Raw genomic sequence first — 18,008 nt, forward strand, 5'->3', positions numbered from 1 at the left:
TCATTCCACCTTGACCTTGGCTTCGCTCGCCACGCGCTTCCACTTGGCGAGTTCGGCCTGCACGAAGCCGCCGAACTGCTCGGCCGACATCGTGCCCGGCGTGGTCGCCGATTGCGCGAGGCTCGCCTTCGAGTCCGGTGCGTTCATGCTCTTGACCGCCTCGCGGTTGAGCCGGTCGACGATCGGCTTGGGCAGATTGGCCGGACCGTAGAAGCCGATCCAGGTGGTCGCCTCGTAGCCGGCGACGCCCTGCTCGGCGATGGTCGGCACATTGGGCAGCGCGTCGCTGCGCTTGGCCGAGGTCATGCCGATCGCCTTGACCTTGCCGTCCTTGACGTACGGCGCCATCGTCATCGCGTCGTGGAACAGCGCCGGAATCTGGCCGCCGAGCAGGTCCGCCATCGCGGGCGTGGCGCCCTTGTAGGGGATATGGACCATCGGCGCCTTGGTCATCAGTTTCAGCAGCTCGCCCGACATATGGGTCGCACCGCCGATGCTCGACGAGCCGAACGACAGCCCCTCCTTCTGCTTCTTCGCATAGGCGAGGAATTCGGGCAACGTCGAGGCCGGGATATTGTTGTTGACGACCAGCACGTTGGGCGTCGTCGCCAGCAGCGCGATCGGCGTGAAATCCTTCGCCGCGTCGTACGGCAGCGTGCCGCGCACGGCGGGGTTGATCACGTGGTGCGTCGCCGAGACCAGCAGCGTGTAGCCGTCCGGCTTGGCGCGCGCCACCATCTCGGTGCCGATCTGCCCGCTGGCGCCGGCGCGGTTCTCCACCACGACGGGCTGCTTCAGATCGACCGCCATGTCCTTGGCGATGCGGCGCGCCAGCACGTCGGTCATGCCGCCGGCCGGGAACGGCACGATGATCGTGACCGGCTTGGTCGGCCAGCTCTCCTGCGCCGCGGCGGTGCCCGGCATGATGGCCGATACGGCAGTCATGGCGCTGATGGCAGCCAGCGCCAGCGTGGCGCGGCGCAGGGGTCCATGGCGTTGGTGGGTTCGATGCATGATGGTCTCCTTGATGTTGGCTGTCGTTGTTGTCGTTGTTGTTGTCGGGGTGGTGGCGGGCACGGGTACGCGCGGGACCGGCGTCATGGCCGGATGCCGAACTTGCGCACGCCCGCTTCGCGCAGCGGCGCCGCCAGGTTGGCGAACTCGCACAGCAGCGCGCGCGTATCGCGCGGATCGATGATGTCCTCGATGACGAAGGCCTCGGCGCTGCGGAACGGCGAGGTCAGGCTGCGCACGCGCTGCTCGATCTCGGCGCGCTTCTGCACCGGATCGTCGGCGCCCTCGATTTCGGCCTTGTAGGCGACCTCCAGCCCGCCCTCGATCGGCAGCGAGCCCCAGTTGCCCGAAGGCCACGCATAACGGAAGTTGAAGCGGCCCATATGCTGGTGCGCCGCGGCGGCCACGCCATAGGCGCGCCGCAGGATCACCGAGCACCACGGCACCGTGGCCTGATAGACAGCGGCCAGTGCCCGCACGCCGTAGCGCATCGTTCCGGCTTTCTCGGCTTCCAGGCCGATCTGGAAGCCGGCGATGTCGACCAGATTGATCACCGGCAGATGGAAGGCCTCGGCCATGTCGACGAAGCGCGTGAATTTCTCGGCGGTGGCGCTGTCCCAGCCGCCGCCGTAGTAGTACGGGTCGCTGGCCACCACCGCGACCGGCCAGCCGTCGACGCGCGCCAGGCCCGTGACGATGGCCCGGCCCCAATGCCGGCCGATCTCGAAGAAGGAGCCCGAATCCACCAGCGTCTGCACGATCGGGCGGATCTTGTAGACCGCGCGCCCGTCGCGCGGGATCGCCGACAGCAGCCATTCGTCGCGACGCGCCGGATCGTCGGTCGGCTCGGCGCGCGGCGGCAGCTCGAACACCGAGGTCGGCAGATACGACAGGAACTGGCGCGCGCGGGCGAAGGCTTCTTCCTCGCTCGCCACCTCGTCATCGACCACGCCGTTGCGCGTGTGGATATGGCTGCCGCCCAGCTCGTTCTTGGTCAGATGCTGGCCGATGCGCGCCACCACCGGCGGACCGGCATTGAACAGCTGCGAGGTCTCCTTGACCATCAGCGAGTAGTGGCTGGCGGCGACCCGCGCCGCACCCATGCCGGCCACCGAGCCGAGCGCCAGCGACACCACCGGCACCAGCGACATGTTCTCGACCACGTGCTGCCACACCTTCATGGTCGGGATCAGCGTATGGCCCTTGGTCTCGATATTGCGCACCGAGCCGCCGCCCCCGGTGCCGTCGACCAGCCGCACCATCGGCAGCCGCAGATCGCGCGCCATCTTCTCGGCGTGGACCAGCTTGTCGCCGACCGCGCCATCGTTGGCGCCGCCGCGCACGGTGAAGTCGTCGCCGACCAGCACCACCGGGCGGCCGTCGACGCGGGCGCGGCCCATCACCAGATTGGCCGGCGTGAAGCCGACCAGCCGGCCGTTGCTGTCGTACTGACCACTGCCGGTCAGGCTGCCGACCTCATGGAAGGAGCCGGGGTCGGCCAGCGCATCGATGCGCTCGCGCACCGTCAGCTTGCCGGCGTCCTTGTGCCGCTGGACCTTGTCCGGCCCGCCCAGTTGGGCCGCCAGTTGGCGGCGGTAGGCCAATTCATCGATTTCGGGTTGCCACGACACGCGCTGTCTCCTGTTGCTCGTTGCTGCTGCTGTGAGGACAATCAGCGCAGCAACCGTGCCAGGCAGGATCGCCGCCGCAACCCGTTGATTTTGCTGGGATAAGGCTTGCGCCGAGCGTCCGCGGCTGTTAGGGTGTCCGCGATAAAAACACATCAGGACACCATCGTGTCCGGGACGGAGACACGTTTTGTCGTCAGTGAAGACACATACGCAGACATCGACAAGGCCGGCGGACGCCCTTGGTGCGCTGGTGATCGACCGCGGCGGACAGGTAGTCACAGCGACCGGGATCGGGATGGAGGACGCACTGGCCCGCGCAACGGTGGCCGCGTTGGCGAAGGTTCGGGCTGACGATATCCCGGCGGCCAGCACTTCCGCCGACGACGATGGCGGGATTCGCCCCCACCTGTTTGAGGTCGCCATGGACGGCGCCGAGGCAGCGCGTCACATCGCACTGGCACTGGACGACGGCACGACGACGCTGGTGCTGCTGCACCGTCCCGGCGCCGCCACCGCCCTGTTCGACTTCCTCGGCGCCGTGCCCTTCGCCGGGGCCATCCTCGAACACTTCATCACCAACCCGTACCAGGCAATCACCGTGGCCGACCGCGACGGCCGCATGCGCTATATCAGCCCGGTGCACGAGCGCTTTCTCGGGCTGCGCACCGGCGAGGGCATCGGCCAGCCGGCCGAGCGCGTGATTCCCAACTCGCGGCTGCCGCAGGTGGCGGCCACCGGCAAGGCCGAGATCGGCCAGTTGCAGCGGATGAATGGCGTCACCCGCGTGGTCAACCGCATTCCCATCGTGCAGCACGGCGAGGTGGTCGGCGCGATCGGCCAGGTCCTGTTCAAGGAACCCGAGGCGATTGCCCGCATGCACAAGGAGGTCAGCGAACTGCGCTCGCAGGTCGCGCACTACCGGCGGGCGCTGGACGATCTGCGCGGCGGTCCAGGCCGGCTGATCGGCGACAGCGCGCCGATGCAGCGGCTGCGGCGCGAGATCGAAACGGTCGCGCGACTCGACGTGCCGGTGCTCATTCTGGGCGAGAGCGGCACCGGCAAAGAGCTGGTCGCACGCGCGATCCATGAGGCCAGCCAGCGCGACGGCGGCGACACGCGGGACGGCAAGCCGCTGGTCAGCCTGAACCTGGCCGCGTTGCCGGCCACGCTGATCGAATCCGAACTGTTCGGCCACGCCCCCGGGGCCTTTACCGGCAGCCGCCGCCAGGGCCAGTCCGGCAAGCTCGAACAGGCGGCCGGCGGCACGCTGTTTCTGGACGAGGTCGCCGATATCCCGATGGAGATGCAGGTCAAGCTGCTGCGCGTGCTGGAGGACCACCTGGTCGAACGCATCGGCAGCCGCCAGGCGCGCCGCATCGACTTCCGGCTGGTGGCGGCCACCAATCGCGACATCCAGGCGCTGATCGACGCCGGCCGCTTTCGCCTCGACCTGTACTACCGGCTCAGCGGCGTGGTGCTGCGCATCCCGGCACTGCGCCAGCGCCGCGAAGATATTCCGGCCCTGCTGCAGCACTTCGTGCAGGGTTTCTGCCAACGCAACAATGTGCCGGTGCCCGCCATCGACAGCGCGGTCCCGCGCCATCTGGCCGAACGCCCGTGGCCGGGCAATATCCGGCAACTGCGGCAGAAGATCGAGGAAGCGCTGGTGTTTTGCGACGGGGGCCGCCTGCGCGTGGCCGACTTCGCCCGAGGGGACGAGAGCGCGGCAACGGCATTGGCCCCGGACGCGGCGCCGCACCCGCTGGCGCGAAGCTATGCCGAGCCCGAGCTGGAAGACGGGCCGCACCGCGAGATGCCACCGCCCGTTCCAGACACGCCCGCCGTCAGACCGTCCGCACTGCGGGAACTGGCCTACGAAGCGGCACTAAAAGCCATCGCCGAACACGGCGGCAACAAGAAGCGCGCCGCGCAGGCGCTGGGGATTTCACGTTCGCATCTGTACACGTTGCTGGCACGGGGGGCGGGGGGTGGCATGGAGCGGTAAAGCGCAGACTCATATTCCCCGCCTCGAAGCTTCACCTCTCTGCTCGGGCGGGACCCGCGAAACTTGCCTCCAGCGACTCGACGTGCCGGGCGAACTCGGCCGGTCGCCGCTGGCGGAACGTTTCAAGATTGCTGAGCTTCCACCGCAATGCCGGCAGTTCGGCCGCATGCCCGCATTGAAGGAGGGACCAGTCCGGCGCACCGCGAGACAGTCCCAACAGGAAATGCTTGTGGGCTTCGGCAAGTCTTGCGGGCAATTCTTGCCTCAATCGGTTACGCGTATCCGTCAACGTCTTCAGTGAGCAGTCGACCTCGGTCATGCCGACAAAGGCGCGGTCGTATTCGGCCGCAATGTCCTTGTCATTGCCGAACAGCACTTCATGCGTCGGACGATTGTGCCCAGCCAGATAGACCACAAAACACTCCACCATGCCATCCGTGATCCCGCCCGACTCGTAAAGCTGCCACACATCAAACAGGTCGCGAGGGTGCTGTCTGTCCAATGCTGCAACAAGCTTGCCGGCGTAGAGCTCGTCGGGCGCGAGGATAGGCACGTCGAATTCAACGCCGAACAGATCGGCCGTCCTCGCGCTCAGTGCCCTCCGTTCGACGGGCAGCACGGTGCCGCGAAATACGAGGTTGACCTCCACTTTGACCTGACTGACATCGTTTCCGACGACAAGCTTGGTTTCGCTTTGGTCCCGTGCTCCGATCAGTCGCGCTCGTAAACCCATCGAGGCAGCGCGCTTCGCGACAGCGGTCAGCTCGTTTCGTATGGCATGAACCGCGTCTTCTCGACGAACGTCGCGCGGCACATATACCGCATCGATGTCGACTGACAGGCGGGGCATATCTCGCAGAAACAGGTTGATGGCGGTGCCGCCCTTCATGGCGAGCAGGTCGCCGGCAAAGACGGCGGGGGACACGGCGAGGAGGAGACGCACGGTATCTGCGTAGGCGTTATCCATGGGGCTTCAGGGTCAGCAACGTGCCGTCGTCAAGACGGCTGATCCATCGATTGTTGCTGCCTGAGCGTACCCGGTGCTGTGCCAGCAGGGCGTCGACGTCGAGGAGTTCGGTTTCCCGAGCCCATGTCAGGAAAAGCCGAACGGCTTTGACGCTGGTACAGCACGATAGCAATTGGCCAAGCAGGTCCTTGCGAGGGGCGCGTAAAACGTCGAAGACGTTACGCGCCTCCTCCAGACTCTGCTTAACACCCACCTCGTAAAGCATCTCAAGTGCGGCACGCTCCGGAACCGACACGCGCACTCCCGTCGCCATGCCGGGCGGCGTGATCAGCGTCCGCTTTGCCAGCGTCGCGTCTGGCCAATCGAACAAGCGGGCATGGACATAGCGCGCCGGATGCCGCTCTGTGAACCACTCCGGAAGGGAAAATCGCGCATCGCCCCAAAGCACGAGAGCTTGGCCGCTGCCCAGGTTGTGTCGCATCCCCTGCCAGGCGAGCGCCGTCTTGCCGCCTACGTGCAGTCCGCGCACTTGCTGCTGCAGAAAGCGTAGCGAGCCTTCGACGCCGAAGTTGTCGTTGGGAAAGGCATAGACACCTTGTGCAAGGCGAAGCAGCCAGCCGCCGTCGGCATATCGCGCCGCGAGTTGGGGCGATACCCCAAATTCGCGCAGCGTGGCCAGGTCGAAGGGCGCCCCCCGGTGCAGGCCGGTTTGCAGGCGTTTGATTATCTGGTATCGGGTAACTTCAACCATGGTTGAAGAATAGCACCAGATCTAAGCAACCGTGGGTTGGCTGATTGATTCGCCACCCAACGATTCGCGTTTTGGTTTATTTCCGTGACAAAGTCTAATCAGATGACTTCCACGGTGGTGTATCCCCCGGCGACGAACTCGCCAGGGAAATACGACGCCGCCCTGCGCGTCAGCCCGCCTGCTCGAACGCCGCCATCAGACGCGCCACCGCCGCCGGCACGTCGGCCGCCTCGGTGATCGCGCGCACCACCGCCGCGCTGCCGACGCCGGCTGCCAGCACCTGCGGCAGATTGCCCGCGTCGACGCCGCCGATGCCGACCAGCGCCGGCACCTGCTCGCGCATCAGGCGGGCGTAGGCGTAGAAGCGTCCCAGGCCTTGCGGCTGGGTCGGCATGACCTTGGTGGTGGTCGGAAAGATGGCGCCGAGCGCCAGATAGCTGGGACGCAGCGGTGCGACGCGCAGCATCTCGGCGTAGCCGTGGGTGGAAACGCCGAGCCGCAGGCCCGAGGCGCGCAGCGCGTCGAGGTCGGCTTCGTCCAGGTCTTCCTGGCCCAGGTGGATGCCGTAAATGCCGCTGGCCGCGCTGTCGTTGCCGTTGGCGGCGTGGTAGTCCAGCGCGGCGCGCCAATGGTCGTTGATGAAGAGCCGGCTGCGGCTGCCACGCGCGGCCGCCGCCGAGCGGGCGATCTGCTCGCGCACCGCGGCCGCGTCGTCGGACTTGAAGCGCAGTTGCAGCGTCGGGACGTCGAGCGGTACCAGCCGTTCGATCCAGTCGGCGGTCGGCACCACGGCGTAGAGGCCGAGGCGTGCCGGGCATGGCACGAACGGCTCGGCCGACTGCTCGGGCGCGACCAGCGCGGCGTGACGCACCCGCGGAAAGTGGGCGAACTCCGCGGGCCAGTCCAGCGCGCCGGGCTGCCAGGCGCGCGCCAGGCACAGCGCGTCGTGCGCGGGGAAATGCAGCGCCAGGGCAGCCAGCAGCGTCGCGACGAAGGCCGGCGATTGCGCGGCATCGTCGTTGGCGTCGGCCGGCGTGGCGAACACCCAGGTCCCCATCGGCGAGCGCACCGTGTCGATCCATTGGCCGCCTTCGCGCTCGGTCTGGATGAGCATGGCGCCGCGCGCGGCCACGCGTTCCAGCGTCTCGGCATCGACCTCGCCATCGGCCAGCAGCAGATCCGCCTGGCCCAGCGTTTCGGCGGCATCGGCCGTCAGCGTGTCCTGCAGGCGCCAGGCGCGCCAGCCACGGTCGGCCAAGCCGAAGGTTTCGCGATGACGCGCGACCAGCGCGGATTGCAGCGCGGTATCGACCGGCATCGGCGTCGGTTGGCGCGTCATGCGTGCTCCTGAGCGTGCCAGAACGGCATGCCGACCACCGGCGTGCTGGCCTGCGCGATCTCGCGCTCGGGCATCGGCCCGGCCAGATAGGCCAGGCGCCCGGCCTCGACCGCGCGCGCAAAGGCACGCGCCATTTCGATCGGATACGCAGCCTGCGCCACCGCGGTGTTCAGCAGCACGCCGTCGTAGCCCCACTCGAGCACTTGCGCCGCGTGCGAGGGCAGGCCCAGGCCCGCGTCGACGATCAGCGGCGTGTCCGGCAGGCGCTCGCGCAGCACCCGCATCGCATGCGGATTGACCGCACCCTTGCCGGTGCCGATCGGCGCGGCCCAGGGCATCAGCGCCTGGCAGCCGGCGTCGAGCAGGCGGCGGCACAGCACCAGATCCTCGGTGCAATACGGCAGCACCTTGAAGCCTTCCTTGATCAGCGTCTCGGCCACTGCCGGCAGGTTCAGCGTGTCGGGCTGCAGCGTGTAGTCGTCGCCGACCAGTTCCAGCTTGATCCAGTCGGTCTCGAACACCTCGCGCGCCATCATCGCGGTGGTGATCGCCTCCTGCACCGCCATGCAGCCGGCAGTATTGGGCAGCACCGGGACCTGCATCGACTTGAGCATCTGCCAGAAGGCCTGGCCGCCCTCGCCGTCGCCGACCGCGCCCTGGCGGCGCAGCGCCACGGTCAGCATGGCCGGCTGCGCGGCCTCGACCGCGGACTGCAGCGTCGCCGGCGACGGATAGCGCGCGGTGCCCAGCAGCAGGCGCGAAGAAAACGATTGGCCGTAGAGCACGAAGGGATCGCGCACGGCATCCTCGGTCGGGAAGGTCATGGGATCAGCCTCCGGTTACGGGTTGCACGAGATCGATGCGGTCGCCGGCGGACAGCGGCGTATCCGCATGGGCGGCGCGCGGCACGAAGCGGCCGTTGAGCGCGGCGGCGAACGGTGGCGGGATCTGCGCCGCGGCCACCGCGTCGGCCAGCGTGGCCGGCGCGTTCAGCGCCAGCGGCTTGCCATTGAGCAGGATTTCCATGGTGTTCAGCGCGTGAGTCATCGGTTGGGACGAACCGGGCAGTTCGACATTCGGCGAGCGCGGGTCGGGCGCGGCTGCGTCGGCATTCGCGGCGCAGGCTGACATCGATGCGGGCATCAATGCAGCACCGCGGCGCCATGCACGGGCGCGATCATGCCGGGCCAGCGCGCCGAGGCGGGCACCGCGTGCGCGGCGGGATCGCCGTCGGCAAGCGCGCGCACGACCTCGCAGGCCGCCTCGACCACCGCCGGCGCGATCAGAAAGCCGTGCCGGTACAGGCCGTTGAGGCGCACCACGCGCGCCTGCTCGTCGACCCGCACCGCGGGCAGATGATCGGGACGCGTGGGACGGCGCTGCACGTTCAGCTCCAGCACGCGCGCCTCGCCGAAGGCCGGGTGCAGCGAATACGCGGCCGACAGCAGCTCCAGTGCGGAGCGCACGCTCATCGGCGAATCGTCCTCGCTTTCCAGTTCGGTGGCGCCGATCACGTACAGATGGTTCGGTTTGGGCGCGATATAGATCGGATAGCGCGGATGCAGCAGCCGCACCGGCCGGTGCAGCGAGACCTCGGGCGCGAACACCCGCACCACCTCGCCGCGCAGGCCGCGCAGGCCCGGCATCCCTCCCCCGCCGATGGCGCCCTCGGCAGGCCAGGCGGCACGCGCGCCCAACCCGCGGCAATCGAGCACGACACGGGCATCGATGCCAAGCCGCGGCAGATCGCGCTCGTCGATCGCGCCCGCTTCCCAGACGCAATGCACGCCGGCGGAAACGGCGCAGGCCAGCAGCGCGCGCAAGGTGCCACGGTTGTCCAGCTGGCCCTCGCCCTCGAGCAACAACCCTTGCTGGAAGCGCCCGGCCAGTGCCGGCTCCAGCGCGCCGATGCCTGCCGCGTCGAGCCGGCGCAGCCGTTCGGCGACCAGCTCGGGCGGCGACACCGCGCGGATGCGGCTGGTGAACAGCGGCATCTCGCCGCGGTCGTGCGCGTGCCAGACCACCAGCGTGCCGTCCTGCTGGAAGAAGACGGGGTCGACCGCGGTGGACTCGTCCGCCTGTTCGGCGTTCTGTTCGGCGTTCAGCTCGGCCACCCATGCGCGCCACAGGTCCACGCTGGCGATGCCGAGCTCGACGATGCGGCGCTCGCTGATGGCCGATTCGGCCAGCGGCGCCAGCATCGCGGCGGCGACATGGGCGGCCGCGCCCGCGCCGTCGGGACCGGCGCGTTCGACCAGGGCCACGCGCAGGCCACCGCGAACGAGGCGCCAGGCGGCCAGGCGTCCGGCCAGGCCGGCGCCGAGAATGGCGACGTCAAACTGCTGTTTCATGGGGTGTATTGTGCCAGCCCGGCCGTGCCGGGCCGGCGAACGTCGGTTTCGCGAGCCGGTCGCTTCGTCGCCCCCGCGGCAGGCGGGGGCCCAGCGTCTCGATTCCCGTTCGGCCGAATCAAGCCGCTGGGTTCCCGCGCTCACGGGAACGACAAGCTCTCGCTTACGAGTAGATCTTGCCGCCCTTGCTGACGAACTCGATCGACTTTTCCTGCATGCCGCGTTCGGCCTGCGCGACCTCCTCGGACTTCAGCGACGCGGCGTAGTCCCGCACGTCCTGCGTGATCTTCATCGAGCAGAACTTGGGCCCGCACATCGAGCAGAAGTGCGCGATCTTGGCGCCTTCGGCAGGCAGCGTCGCGTCGTGGAAGGAGCGCGCGCGTTCCGGATCGAGGCCCAGATTGAACTGGTCCTCCCAGCGGAATTCGAAGCGGGCCTTCGACAGCGCGTTGTCGCGCAGCTGCGCACCCGGCCAGCCCTTGGCCAGATCGGCGGCATGCGCGGCGATCTTGTAGGTGATGATGCCCTCGCGCACGTCTTCCTTGTCCGGCAGGCCCAGGTGCTCCTTCGGCGTGACGTAGCACAGCATCGCCGTGCCCATCCAGCCGATATTGGCCGCGCCGATGCCGCTGGTGATGTGGTCGTAGCCCGGCGCGATGTCGGTAACCAGCGGTCCGAGCGTGTAGAACGGGGCCTCGTAGCAGTGCTTCAGTTCCTCGTCCATATTGGCCTGGATGCGCTGCAGCGGCACGTGGCCCGGGCCTTCGATCATCACCTGGACGTCGTGCTTCCACGCCTTGGCGGTCAGCTCGCCCAGCGTGCGCAGTTCGCCGAACTGGGCCTCGTCGTTCGAGTCGGCGATGCAGCCGGGACGCAGGCCGTCGCCGAGGCTGAACGACACGTCATAGGCCTTCATGATTTCGCAGATCTCGTCGAAGTGCGTGTACAGGAAGTTTTCCTTGTGGTGGGCCAGGCACCATTTCGCCATGATCGAGCCGCCGCGCGAGACGATGCCCGTCACGCGGTCCGCGGTCAGCGGCACATAGCGCAGCAGCACGCCGGCGTGGATCGTGAAGTAGTCCACCCCCTGCTCCGCCTGCTCGATCAGCGTGTCGCGGAACATCTCCCAGGTCAGGTCCTCGGCGATGCCGCCGGTCTTGTCCAGCGCCTGGTAGATCGGCACCGTGCCGATCGGCACCGGCGAATTGCGCAGGATCCATTCGCGCGTCTCATGGATATGCTTGCCGGTGGACAGATCCATGATGGTGTCGGCGCCCCAGCGAATCGACCAGACCATCTTCTCGACTTCCTCGGCCAGCGACGAGGTCACCGCCGAATTGCCCAGGTTGCCGTTGATCTTCACGCGGAAATTGCGGCCGATGATCATCGGCTCCAGTTCCGTGTGGTTGATGTTGGCGGGGATGATCGCGCGGCCCGCGGCCACTTCCTGGCGCACGAATTCCGGCGTGATGTCCTCTGGCCGCAGCGGCAGGCCGGCGCCCAGCGCATTGCCCGGATGCTGGCGCAGCAGCGCCTTGTACTCGGGCTTGTCGTACAGCGCCTGCAGGTTCAGCGATTCGCGCAGCGCGATGTATTCCATCTCGGGCGTGACGATGCCGCGGCGGGCGTAGTGCATCTGCGTGACATTGGCGCCGGCCTTGGCGCGGCGCGGATTGGTCAGCTGCGCAAAACGCAGGTGCGCGGTAGCGGGATCGTTGGCGCGCGCCTGGCCATACTCGGACGACAGGCCCGGCAGCACCTCGGTATCGCCGCGCTCCTCGATCCATTTGGCCCGCACCGGCGGCAAACCGGCCTTCAGGTCGATGCGCACGTCGGGGTCGCTGTACGGACCCGAGGTGTCGTAGACCGGGATCGGCGGGTTCGGCATCTCGCCCTGCTCGGTGCGCGTGGCGGTCTGCAGGATGGTGCGGATCGGCACACGGATGTCCGGACGGCTGCCGGTCAGATAGGTCTTGTTCGATGCGGGGTAGGCGAACTTCTGGTCGAGATCGCTGGCGAGCGATTCGAAAGATGCGGCGGGGGCAGCGTTATTGCGGGCCATGGATATCGTCCTCTCTCTTTGGGGATGGACGAAACCAGGAGTCCTGTGAGCATGTCCCTTGGGGACCATGCTGGCGCGGCTGAAATGCGCGCCGGCGGGAACTGCGGTCTTCAGTGAAACTTCCCACGCCGGTACTAACCGGATCGGGTTCGAAGGGACTCTCTCAGCCGCACGGCCAATCCGTACGGCACCCCTGTTTCATCCAACGGGCCCAATTTAAGCACAAGGGAACTGGCTGCGCCAGCCTTGTTTCGTTCGCACTGTGGTGCGCTGCGGTATCGGATCGCCCGTTCGGCATCGCACAGAGGGACGCCGCCGTCACCCGAAGCCACGGCGTCGCGCGTTGCTCTACCATGCAGACAGCGCGCCCGATGCGCGCGCGCCGGCCGCCGATGGTTGCAACGGCAACCGCAACGGCGACGGGCATGGGCAGAGACCGGAACGTCCGCCACAGGAGACACCATGAGCACCAGCGACGCCGCCACCCACCGCGTCTTCAACCAGGTCCCCGATCTGGCGCACCACAATCTGTTCGCGATCGACACCGCGCTTGGCGCCGCGCTCGAACGCCTCGGCGGCGGCTGGCATGCCGGCGAGCTGCGCGAGTTCGGCGCGACGCTGGGCCAGCCCGAGGTCCAGGCCTGGGCCGACCAGGCCAACCGCCATCCGCCCGAATTGCACACCCACAGCCGCACCGGCGAACGGATCGACCAGGTCCGCTTCGATCCGAGCTGGCATGCGCTGCTGTCGCTGCTGCGCAGCCGCCAGCTGCACGCGTTGCCATTCGCGCAACCGCGTCCCGGCGCCTGGGCCGCGCGCACGGCCGGCTACTTCCTGCAGGCGCAGCTCGAATCGGGCTCGCTGTGCCCGGCGACGATGACCTTCGCGAGCATCCCGGTGCTGCAGAAGGAGGCCGCGCTGTTCGGCGAACTGGCGCCGCGCCTGTATGCCACCGCGCACGATCCCGACGATCGGCCGTGGCGCGACAAGCGCGCGGCGATGATCGGCATGGGCATGACGGAGAAACAGGGCGGCTCCGACGTGCGCGCCAACACCACGGTGGCGCGGCCGGTGCGCGGCGAAGGCCGCGGCGCCGAGTACGCGCTGACGGGCCACAAGTGGTTTTTCTCCGCGCCGATGTGCGACGCGCATCTGGTGGTGGCCCGCATGGGCGCCGAAGAAGGGCCGCTGTCGTGCTTCTTCGTGCCGCGCTTTCGCGACGACGGCAGCCGCAACGCGATCCATATCCAGCGGCTCAAGGACAAGCTCGGCAACCGCTCCAACGCCAGCAGCGAAGTGGAATTCCGCGGTGCCAGCGGCATCCTGATCGGCGAGGAAGGACGGGGCATTCCGACCATCATCGAGATGGCCACCAATACGCGGCTCGATTGCGTGATCGGCAGCGCCGCGCTGCTGCGCACGGCGCTGGTCCAGTCGATCCACCATGCGCGCCACCGCAGCGCCTTCGGCAAGCGGCTCGCCGATCAGCCGCTGATGCGCAACGTGCTGGCCGATCTCGCGCTCGAGAGCGAGGCCGCGACGCTGCTGATGATGGAACTCGCGCACGCGTTCGAACATGCCGGCACCGACCCGCTGGCCGGCGCATGGAAGCGCATCGTGACGCCCGCCGCCAAGTTCTGGATCTGCAAGCGCGCGATCGAGGCGACCGGCGAGGCGATGGAGGTCTGGGGCGGCAACGGCTACGTCGAGGAAGGGCCCATGGCGCGGCTCTACCGCGAGGCGCCGGTCAATTCGATCTGGGAAGGGTCGGGCAACATCATGTGCCTGGACGTGCTGCGCGCGATCCAGCGCAGTCCCGACGATGCGCTGCGGCTGCTGCAGGATCTCGGCCAGCGCGCCGGCGGGCATGCCGCGGTGCGCGCCGAACTCGCTTCGCTGCAGGCGATGCTGCGCGCCGCGCCGGAAGAACAGGAAACGTGCGCGCGGCGCTTTGCCCAGGGGCTGGTGCTGACTGCGCAGGCGGCGCTGATGCTGGCGCATGCCGATGCGGACAGCGCCGAGCGCTTCGTCGCCAGCCGGCTCGAGCGGCAGCATGGGCGCGTGTTCGGCACGCTCGATGGCAGCGCGGCGCAACTGGGACGGCTGATCGACCGGGCCTGGCCAGTTTGAGCGCGCCGGCCGCGTGAGCGCGCCGGCCGCGTTGCGCTCAAGCGTAAGTACCGTAGCCGGTCGCGGGCTGCGGCGGTGCGGGTTGATCGAGAACGTGCCGGACGCAAAATATCAGGGGACCGAGCGCGACGCCGAGCGCGAAGCCGCTCAGCGCCAGGCCCATGCCGACGTCGCGCGCCGTATCGGAAGCCCAAAAGCCGACGCCAATCAAGGTCAGGGGGGAGGTCAGCAAGCTTCCGGCCGTGACGCTGCACAACATCCTGTGGCGATCGAAGAATCGGCCGATCTGCCGGATCCAGCCCACACAGCGCCGGTCGCAACAGTCGCCCTCGTCATCCGGCACCAGTTCGACAACGTGACGCCGGGCGGGCCGCACCGAAGAAGACGGCGCGTCCGCTTCATGCTCGGCCGCCATGTACAGGCTCTCGCGCAGCAGCGCTTCCATGAAGTCCATCATCGGATCCGACCGGGCCGAACTCTGGTTTGCTCTCATCCTGTCTCTCCTTGCAAGGGGGTTATCGCTACACGTTGCGGACCGGCGCACCGCCTTCGGCGACGCGATGGTTCACCACGGACACGAAACAGCAACTGCCCAGCCACATCCCGGCGCCCGCCAACGTCAGTGTCAGGCCCCGGTCCAGCGATTCCTCTCCACCGCGCGCCAGCACGACCATGCCCGCCACGGTGAGCGGCAGGGTAAGCGCCGTGGTGATCGCGGCCGTGGTCACGGCGCGATGCCGGTCCATCCAGGGCCCGCCGATCGCCCACGCGCGCTCCCATGCGCCGGCGCAACGGTCCCATGCGCTGTCGCCATCCGCGACGCCGCGTTGCTCGATCCGATATGACGACAACAAGCCGGTGGCGGCATTGGACGGATGGCCGCCGTGCGAGCGGGCCGAAGGCGCGCCGGCAGGCATGGCACGATCGACAGGTGTTGCGCCTCGCATGGTTCTCTCTCCTTGAACGTCGTTGAGGCCCGATCAGACCGGCTCATAGCGCCATCTCGGCCCGCTGCTGGGCAGGTGGGCGCAATGGCAAACGCAACAGAGGGCGCTCCAGACGATCAACGCCGTGCCGGCCGCAGGGATCGTCAGGCTCAGGCCGACCGTTACATCTCCCTTGGCGAAGAACACCAGGCCGGTGATCGCCACGGGCGCGGCGATCAACGTGGCAATGGCCGCGGTGCTGGCCGTTCGATGCCGGGTCAGCGCGCGGCAGACCGCGCTCCATGCTCGTTCGCAGCCGCGGTCCAGGCAATCGCCACGCTGTGCGTCGTGTTCGATGCGATGTACCGACAGCGAGCCCGACGTCCCCGTGCGAACCACGTGCTGCGGGCCAGCCGATTCGGCGGCAGGTGGTCGGACCCGTGCCGAAGCGCATTCCATGATCGATCTCCTTTGCGGATCGCCGCGGTCAGACGCGGTCGCCCTCGCCTGTCGGAATGGGAAGGCGGATCGCCAGCACGGCGAAGCAGATGACGACCCAGATCACCGCCGCCGACCCGATCAGGTCGGAGCCCACTTCCCGCGAGGCGGGATCTGGCCGGGATAGCAAGACCGCTGCAGCGATCGTCAGCGGCAGCGCAACGACGGCCCCAGCCATTGCGCCGATCACGGCAGGAGGGCCCTGCGGCGCGCGGGCGATGCGAACGGTCCACTGCACGCAGGCGTTCAGCCGTGGCGACGTGCACGTGAACAATCTGTAGAAGAACCGGTCGACCGCATCGCCTTGCTCGAGGTTCGCGTCGAAGCGATGCACCGAACCTTGCCCGGCGGCGGCGGAGGAGGAGGCGGAATCCGCGTTCCGGTTGGCCGACGATGGTCCGCTGGCGATAGCGCCGTACGCGGCCGCACGCGGCATGGTGGGTCTTGTACCTTGCACTGTGCCTCTCCGTGATTGGCGAAGGGCTCAGCGTAATGGCTCGGCGCCGCCACGTTGCCGATGGACGGTGTCGGGCCGTCCGGAATGGAAAGGAAATCCGCAAAAACGGGCAAAGGGCCGCCCCGCGTCGTGCCGGAGTGGCGGCTCACGCGCGCGCGAGCAAGGTCTCGAGCGCGCGCAACCGCACGCGCGGGCCGTGGCGGATCAGGTCGTGCGCGCGCTCGCCGATCATGATCGCCGGCGCATCGGCATCGCCGCCGGCCAGCGTCGGCATGATCGACGCATCGGCCACGCGCAGCGCCTCGACCCCACGCACCCGCAATTGCGGATCGACCACCGACAGCGCGTCGATGCCCATGCGGCAGGTGCCGGCCGGCCGCTCCGCCGGCTCCGCATGGGCGCGGACCAGTGCATCGATGGCCGCGGCGTCGCCAGGGTCGGCACGCATTGCGCCGCAGTACAGCGCCTTGCCGCCGAACGCGGCCAGCGGCGGCTGCGCCAGGATACGCCGCACCAGGTCCACGCCCGCGGCCAGGTCGCGCACGTCCTGCGCATCGCCGAGCAGGCCGGTGTCGATCAGCGGCCGGCGCTGCGGATCGCTGCCCGCCAGCCGCAATTGGCCTCGGCTGCGCGGACGCAGCAACAGCACGCGGCAACCGTAGCTCTGGCCGTGCGTGGCACCGTCGCCCCGCGCATGGCCGGGCCCGACGACGAAGCGCAGCTGCAGATCCGGTTCGGACAGCTCGGCCTGACTCTTCAGCAACGCACCGGCGCTGATCGGCTCGGCCTGCATCGGCGCGCCGCGCCGTCCGGCGAGCCCGGCGCCATGCCGCAGCCATTGCCATGCCGCAGCGAACGATCGGCCGAGCCACGAGTCCGCGCCGACAAACCGCGGACCGAACGATTGCCGCAGCGACGGCGGCGTCGGGCCGCGCTTGTGCAGCAGCATGCCGACCGGTTGCTGCAGGTTCAGGCCCACGCCAGGCAGATGCTGCACGACGGCGATGCCATGCTCGCGCAGATGATCGGCCGGGCCGATACCCGAGACCATCAGCAGTTGCGGCGAGCCGATCGCGCCGGCTGCCAGCACCACCTCGCGCCGGGCGCGCAGCTGGATCGTCCGGCCGTGGCGCAGCGCCTGCACGCCGACCGCGCGCCGTCCTTCGAACAGGATGCGCTGCGCCTGCATGCCGCTCAGGACCTGGAGGTTGCCGCCGACGCCGCGATGCAGATAGGCACGCGCCGCGCTCCACGGCTCGCCGCGATGGCGCGCGCTCTGGAACCAGCCGACGCCCTCCTGGCAGGCGCCATTGAAGTCGTCGTTGCGGAAATGGCCGGCGTGCGCGGCGGACTCGACGAAGTAGCGCGCCAGCGGCGAAGGTGCGGGCGGATCGCCGACATGCAACGGACCGTTGCCGCCATGCCAGGGGTCGTCGTCGCGGCCCATCACGCGGGTATTGCATTCGGCGCGGCGAAAGCACGGCAGGACATCGTCCCAGGACCAGCCATCGCAGCCAGCCTCGGCCCAGCTGTCGTAGTCCGATGGCGCCCCGCGCAGATAAGGCCCCCAGTCCGGCGCGTCATCGTCATGCCAGGCGCCCTCGAGCAGTGCGATCGATTCGCTGCCGCTGTCGGCCAGCCTGCCGGCCAGCGCGCACGCCGCCGCGCCGCCCCCGATCACGATGTAATCGAAACTGGTTTCCATTTGTCCCCTCGCACGATGGCAAGTCGGCGCGCCGCTTGCTTCGCGCGTCGGGCTGCCACGGAGGGCCGGCGGACGGGGCGCGAACGCGGTCTATGCTGCCCAGTGTAGGCGCTTTGTGAAGGGGGAAGGAGGGGAACGCAGGGGCCGCAGCGGCCTCGGGGGACGGCGGGGA

At 68.6% G+C, this 18,008-nt stretch carries 16 protein-coding genes and 1 riboswitch; of the genes, 2 read left to right on the forward strand and 14 right to left on the reverse strand.

Features of this window, described 5'->3' with window-relative positions; all coding sequences use genetic code 11:
• Positions 1–1,014: a Bug family tripartite tricarboxylate transporter substrate binding protein gene (locus J5T34_RS00995; RefSeq protein WP_208577649.1), complete on the reverse strand. Its 1,014-nt coding sequence runs from the start codon at positions 1,012–1,014 to the stop codon at positions 1–3.
• A gap of 83 nt (positions 1,015–1,097) precedes the next feature.
• Positions 1,098–2,645: a carboxyl transferase domain-containing protein gene (locus J5T34_RS01000; protein ID WP_174107662.1), complete on the reverse strand. Its 1,548-nt coding sequence runs from the start codon at positions 2,643–2,645 to the stop codon at positions 1,098–1,100.
• Positions 2,646–2,940: 295 nt separating this feature from the next.
• On the opposite strand from J5T34_RS01000, the gene J5T34_RS01005 reads away from it, so the two are divergent.
• Positions 2,941–4,650: a sigma-54 interaction domain-containing protein gene (locus tag J5T34_RS01005; protein WP_244258620.1), complete on the forward strand. Its 1,710-nt coding sequence runs from the start codon at positions 2,941–2,943 to the stop codon at positions 4,648–4,650.
• A gap of 31 nt (positions 4,651–4,681) precedes the next feature.
• Here the strand turns inward: J5T34_RS01005 and J5T34_RS01010 are convergent, their stop codons facing one another.
• From J5T34_RS01010 to thiC, 7 genes are all read right to left on the reverse strand, one after another.
• A complete protein-coding gene (locus J5T34_RS01010) occupies positions 4,682–5,617 on the reverse strand; it encodes a nucleotidyl transferase AbiEii/AbiGii toxin family protein (protein WP_208577659.1) in 936 nt (311 codons plus the stop codon).
• Positions 5,610–6,368, reverse strand: coding sequence for a type IV toxin-antitoxin system AbiEi family antitoxin domain-containing protein (locus J5T34_RS01015; RefSeq protein ID WP_208577660.1), 759 nt, complete (start codon positions 6,366–6,368; stop codon positions 5,610–5,612). The genes J5T34_RS01010 and J5T34_RS01015 overlap by 8 nt, the downstream gene beginning before the upstream one ends.
• A gap of 169 nt (positions 6,369–6,537) precedes the next feature.
• Entirely contained in the window at positions 6,538–7,707 is a 1,170-nt protein-coding gene (locus J5T34_RS01020) for a thiamine phosphate synthase (RefSeq protein ID WP_208577661.1), read from the reverse strand.
• The gene (locus J5T34_RS01025) at positions 7,704–8,531 is read right to left on the reverse strand and encodes a thiazole synthase (protein ID WP_208577663.1); all 828 of its coding nucleotides are present in this window, start codon (positions 8,529–8,531) and stop codon (positions 7,704–7,706) included. The genes J5T34_RS01020 and J5T34_RS01025 overlap by 4 nt, the downstream gene beginning before the upstream one ends.
• Before the next feature lie 4 nt (positions 8,532–8,535).
• Positions 8,536–8,733 carry a sulfur carrier protein ThiS gene (gene thiS, locus J5T34_RS01030; protein WP_006579970.1) on the reverse strand — a complete coding sequence of 66 codons (198 nt, stop codon included), beginning with the start codon at positions 8,731–8,733 and terminating at the stop codon, positions 8,536–8,538.
• Positions 8,734–8,849: 116 nt separating this feature from the next.
• Positions 8,850–10,058 carry an FAD-dependent oxidoreductase gene (locus tag J5T34_RS01035; protein WP_208577665.1) on the reverse strand — a complete coding sequence of 403 codons (1,209 nt, stop codon included), beginning with the start codon at positions 10,056–10,058 and terminating at the stop codon, positions 8,850–8,852.
• A gap of 163 nt (positions 10,059–10,221) precedes the next feature.
• On the reverse strand, positions 10,222–12,120 hold the full coding sequence (gene thiC / locus J5T34_RS01040) for a phosphomethylpyrimidine synthase ThiC (protein ID WP_208577668.1): 1,899 nt from the start codon (positions 12,118–12,120) through the stop codon (positions 10,222–10,224).
• Between the two features lie 103 nt (positions 12,121–12,223).
• Positions 12,224–12,325, reverse strand: a riboswitch (TPP riboswitch).
• A 257-nt stretch (positions 12,326–12,582) separates the two neighbouring features.
• Here thiC and J5T34_RS01045 point away from each other — a divergent pair.
• A complete protein-coding gene (locus J5T34_RS01045) occupies positions 12,583–14,250 on the forward strand; it encodes an acyl-CoA dehydrogenase family protein (protein WP_208577678.1) in 1,668 nt (555 codons plus the stop codon).
• A 37-nt stretch (positions 14,251–14,287) separates the two neighbouring features.
• Here J5T34_RS01045 and J5T34_RS01050 read toward each other — a convergent pair whose 3' ends face one another.
• From J5T34_RS01050 to J5T34_RS01070, 5 genes are all read right to left on the reverse strand, one after another.
• Positions 14,288–14,743, reverse strand: a complete 456-nt coding sequence (locus J5T34_RS01050; protein ID WP_208577680.1) for a hypothetical protein — start codon at positions 14,741–14,743, stop codon at positions 14,288–14,290.
• A gap of 28 nt (positions 14,744–14,771) precedes the next feature.
• On the reverse strand, positions 14,772–15,167 hold the full coding sequence (locus J5T34_RS01055) for a hypothetical protein (protein WP_208577682.1): 396 nt from the start codon (positions 15,165–15,167) through the stop codon (positions 14,772–14,774).
• Positions 15,168–15,230: 63 nt separating this feature from the next.
• A complete protein-coding gene (locus tag J5T34_RS01060; protein ID WP_208577684.1) occupies positions 15,231–15,635 on the reverse strand; it encodes a hypothetical protein in 405 nt (134 codons plus the stop codon).
• Positions 15,636–15,663: 28 nt separating this feature from the next.
• Positions 15,664–16,110 (reverse strand): hypothetical protein, encoded by a 447-nt coding sequence (locus J5T34_RS01065; protein WP_208577686.1) that lies wholly within the window; start codon positions 16,108–16,110, stop codon positions 15,664–15,666.
• A gap of 166 nt (positions 16,111–16,276) precedes the next feature.
• Entirely contained in the window at positions 16,277–17,836 is a 1,560-nt protein-coding gene (locus J5T34_RS01070; protein ID WP_208577694.1) for a GMC family oxidoreductase, read from the reverse strand.
• Positions 17,837–18,008: the final 172 nt, after the last annotated feature.

The organism is Cupriavidus gilardii (assembly GCF_017598945.1).
In the GTDB taxonomy this organism is placed as follows: domain Bacteria; phylum Pseudomonadota; class Gammaproteobacteria; order Burkholderiales; family Burkholderiaceae; genus Cupriavidus; species Cupriavidus gilardii_E.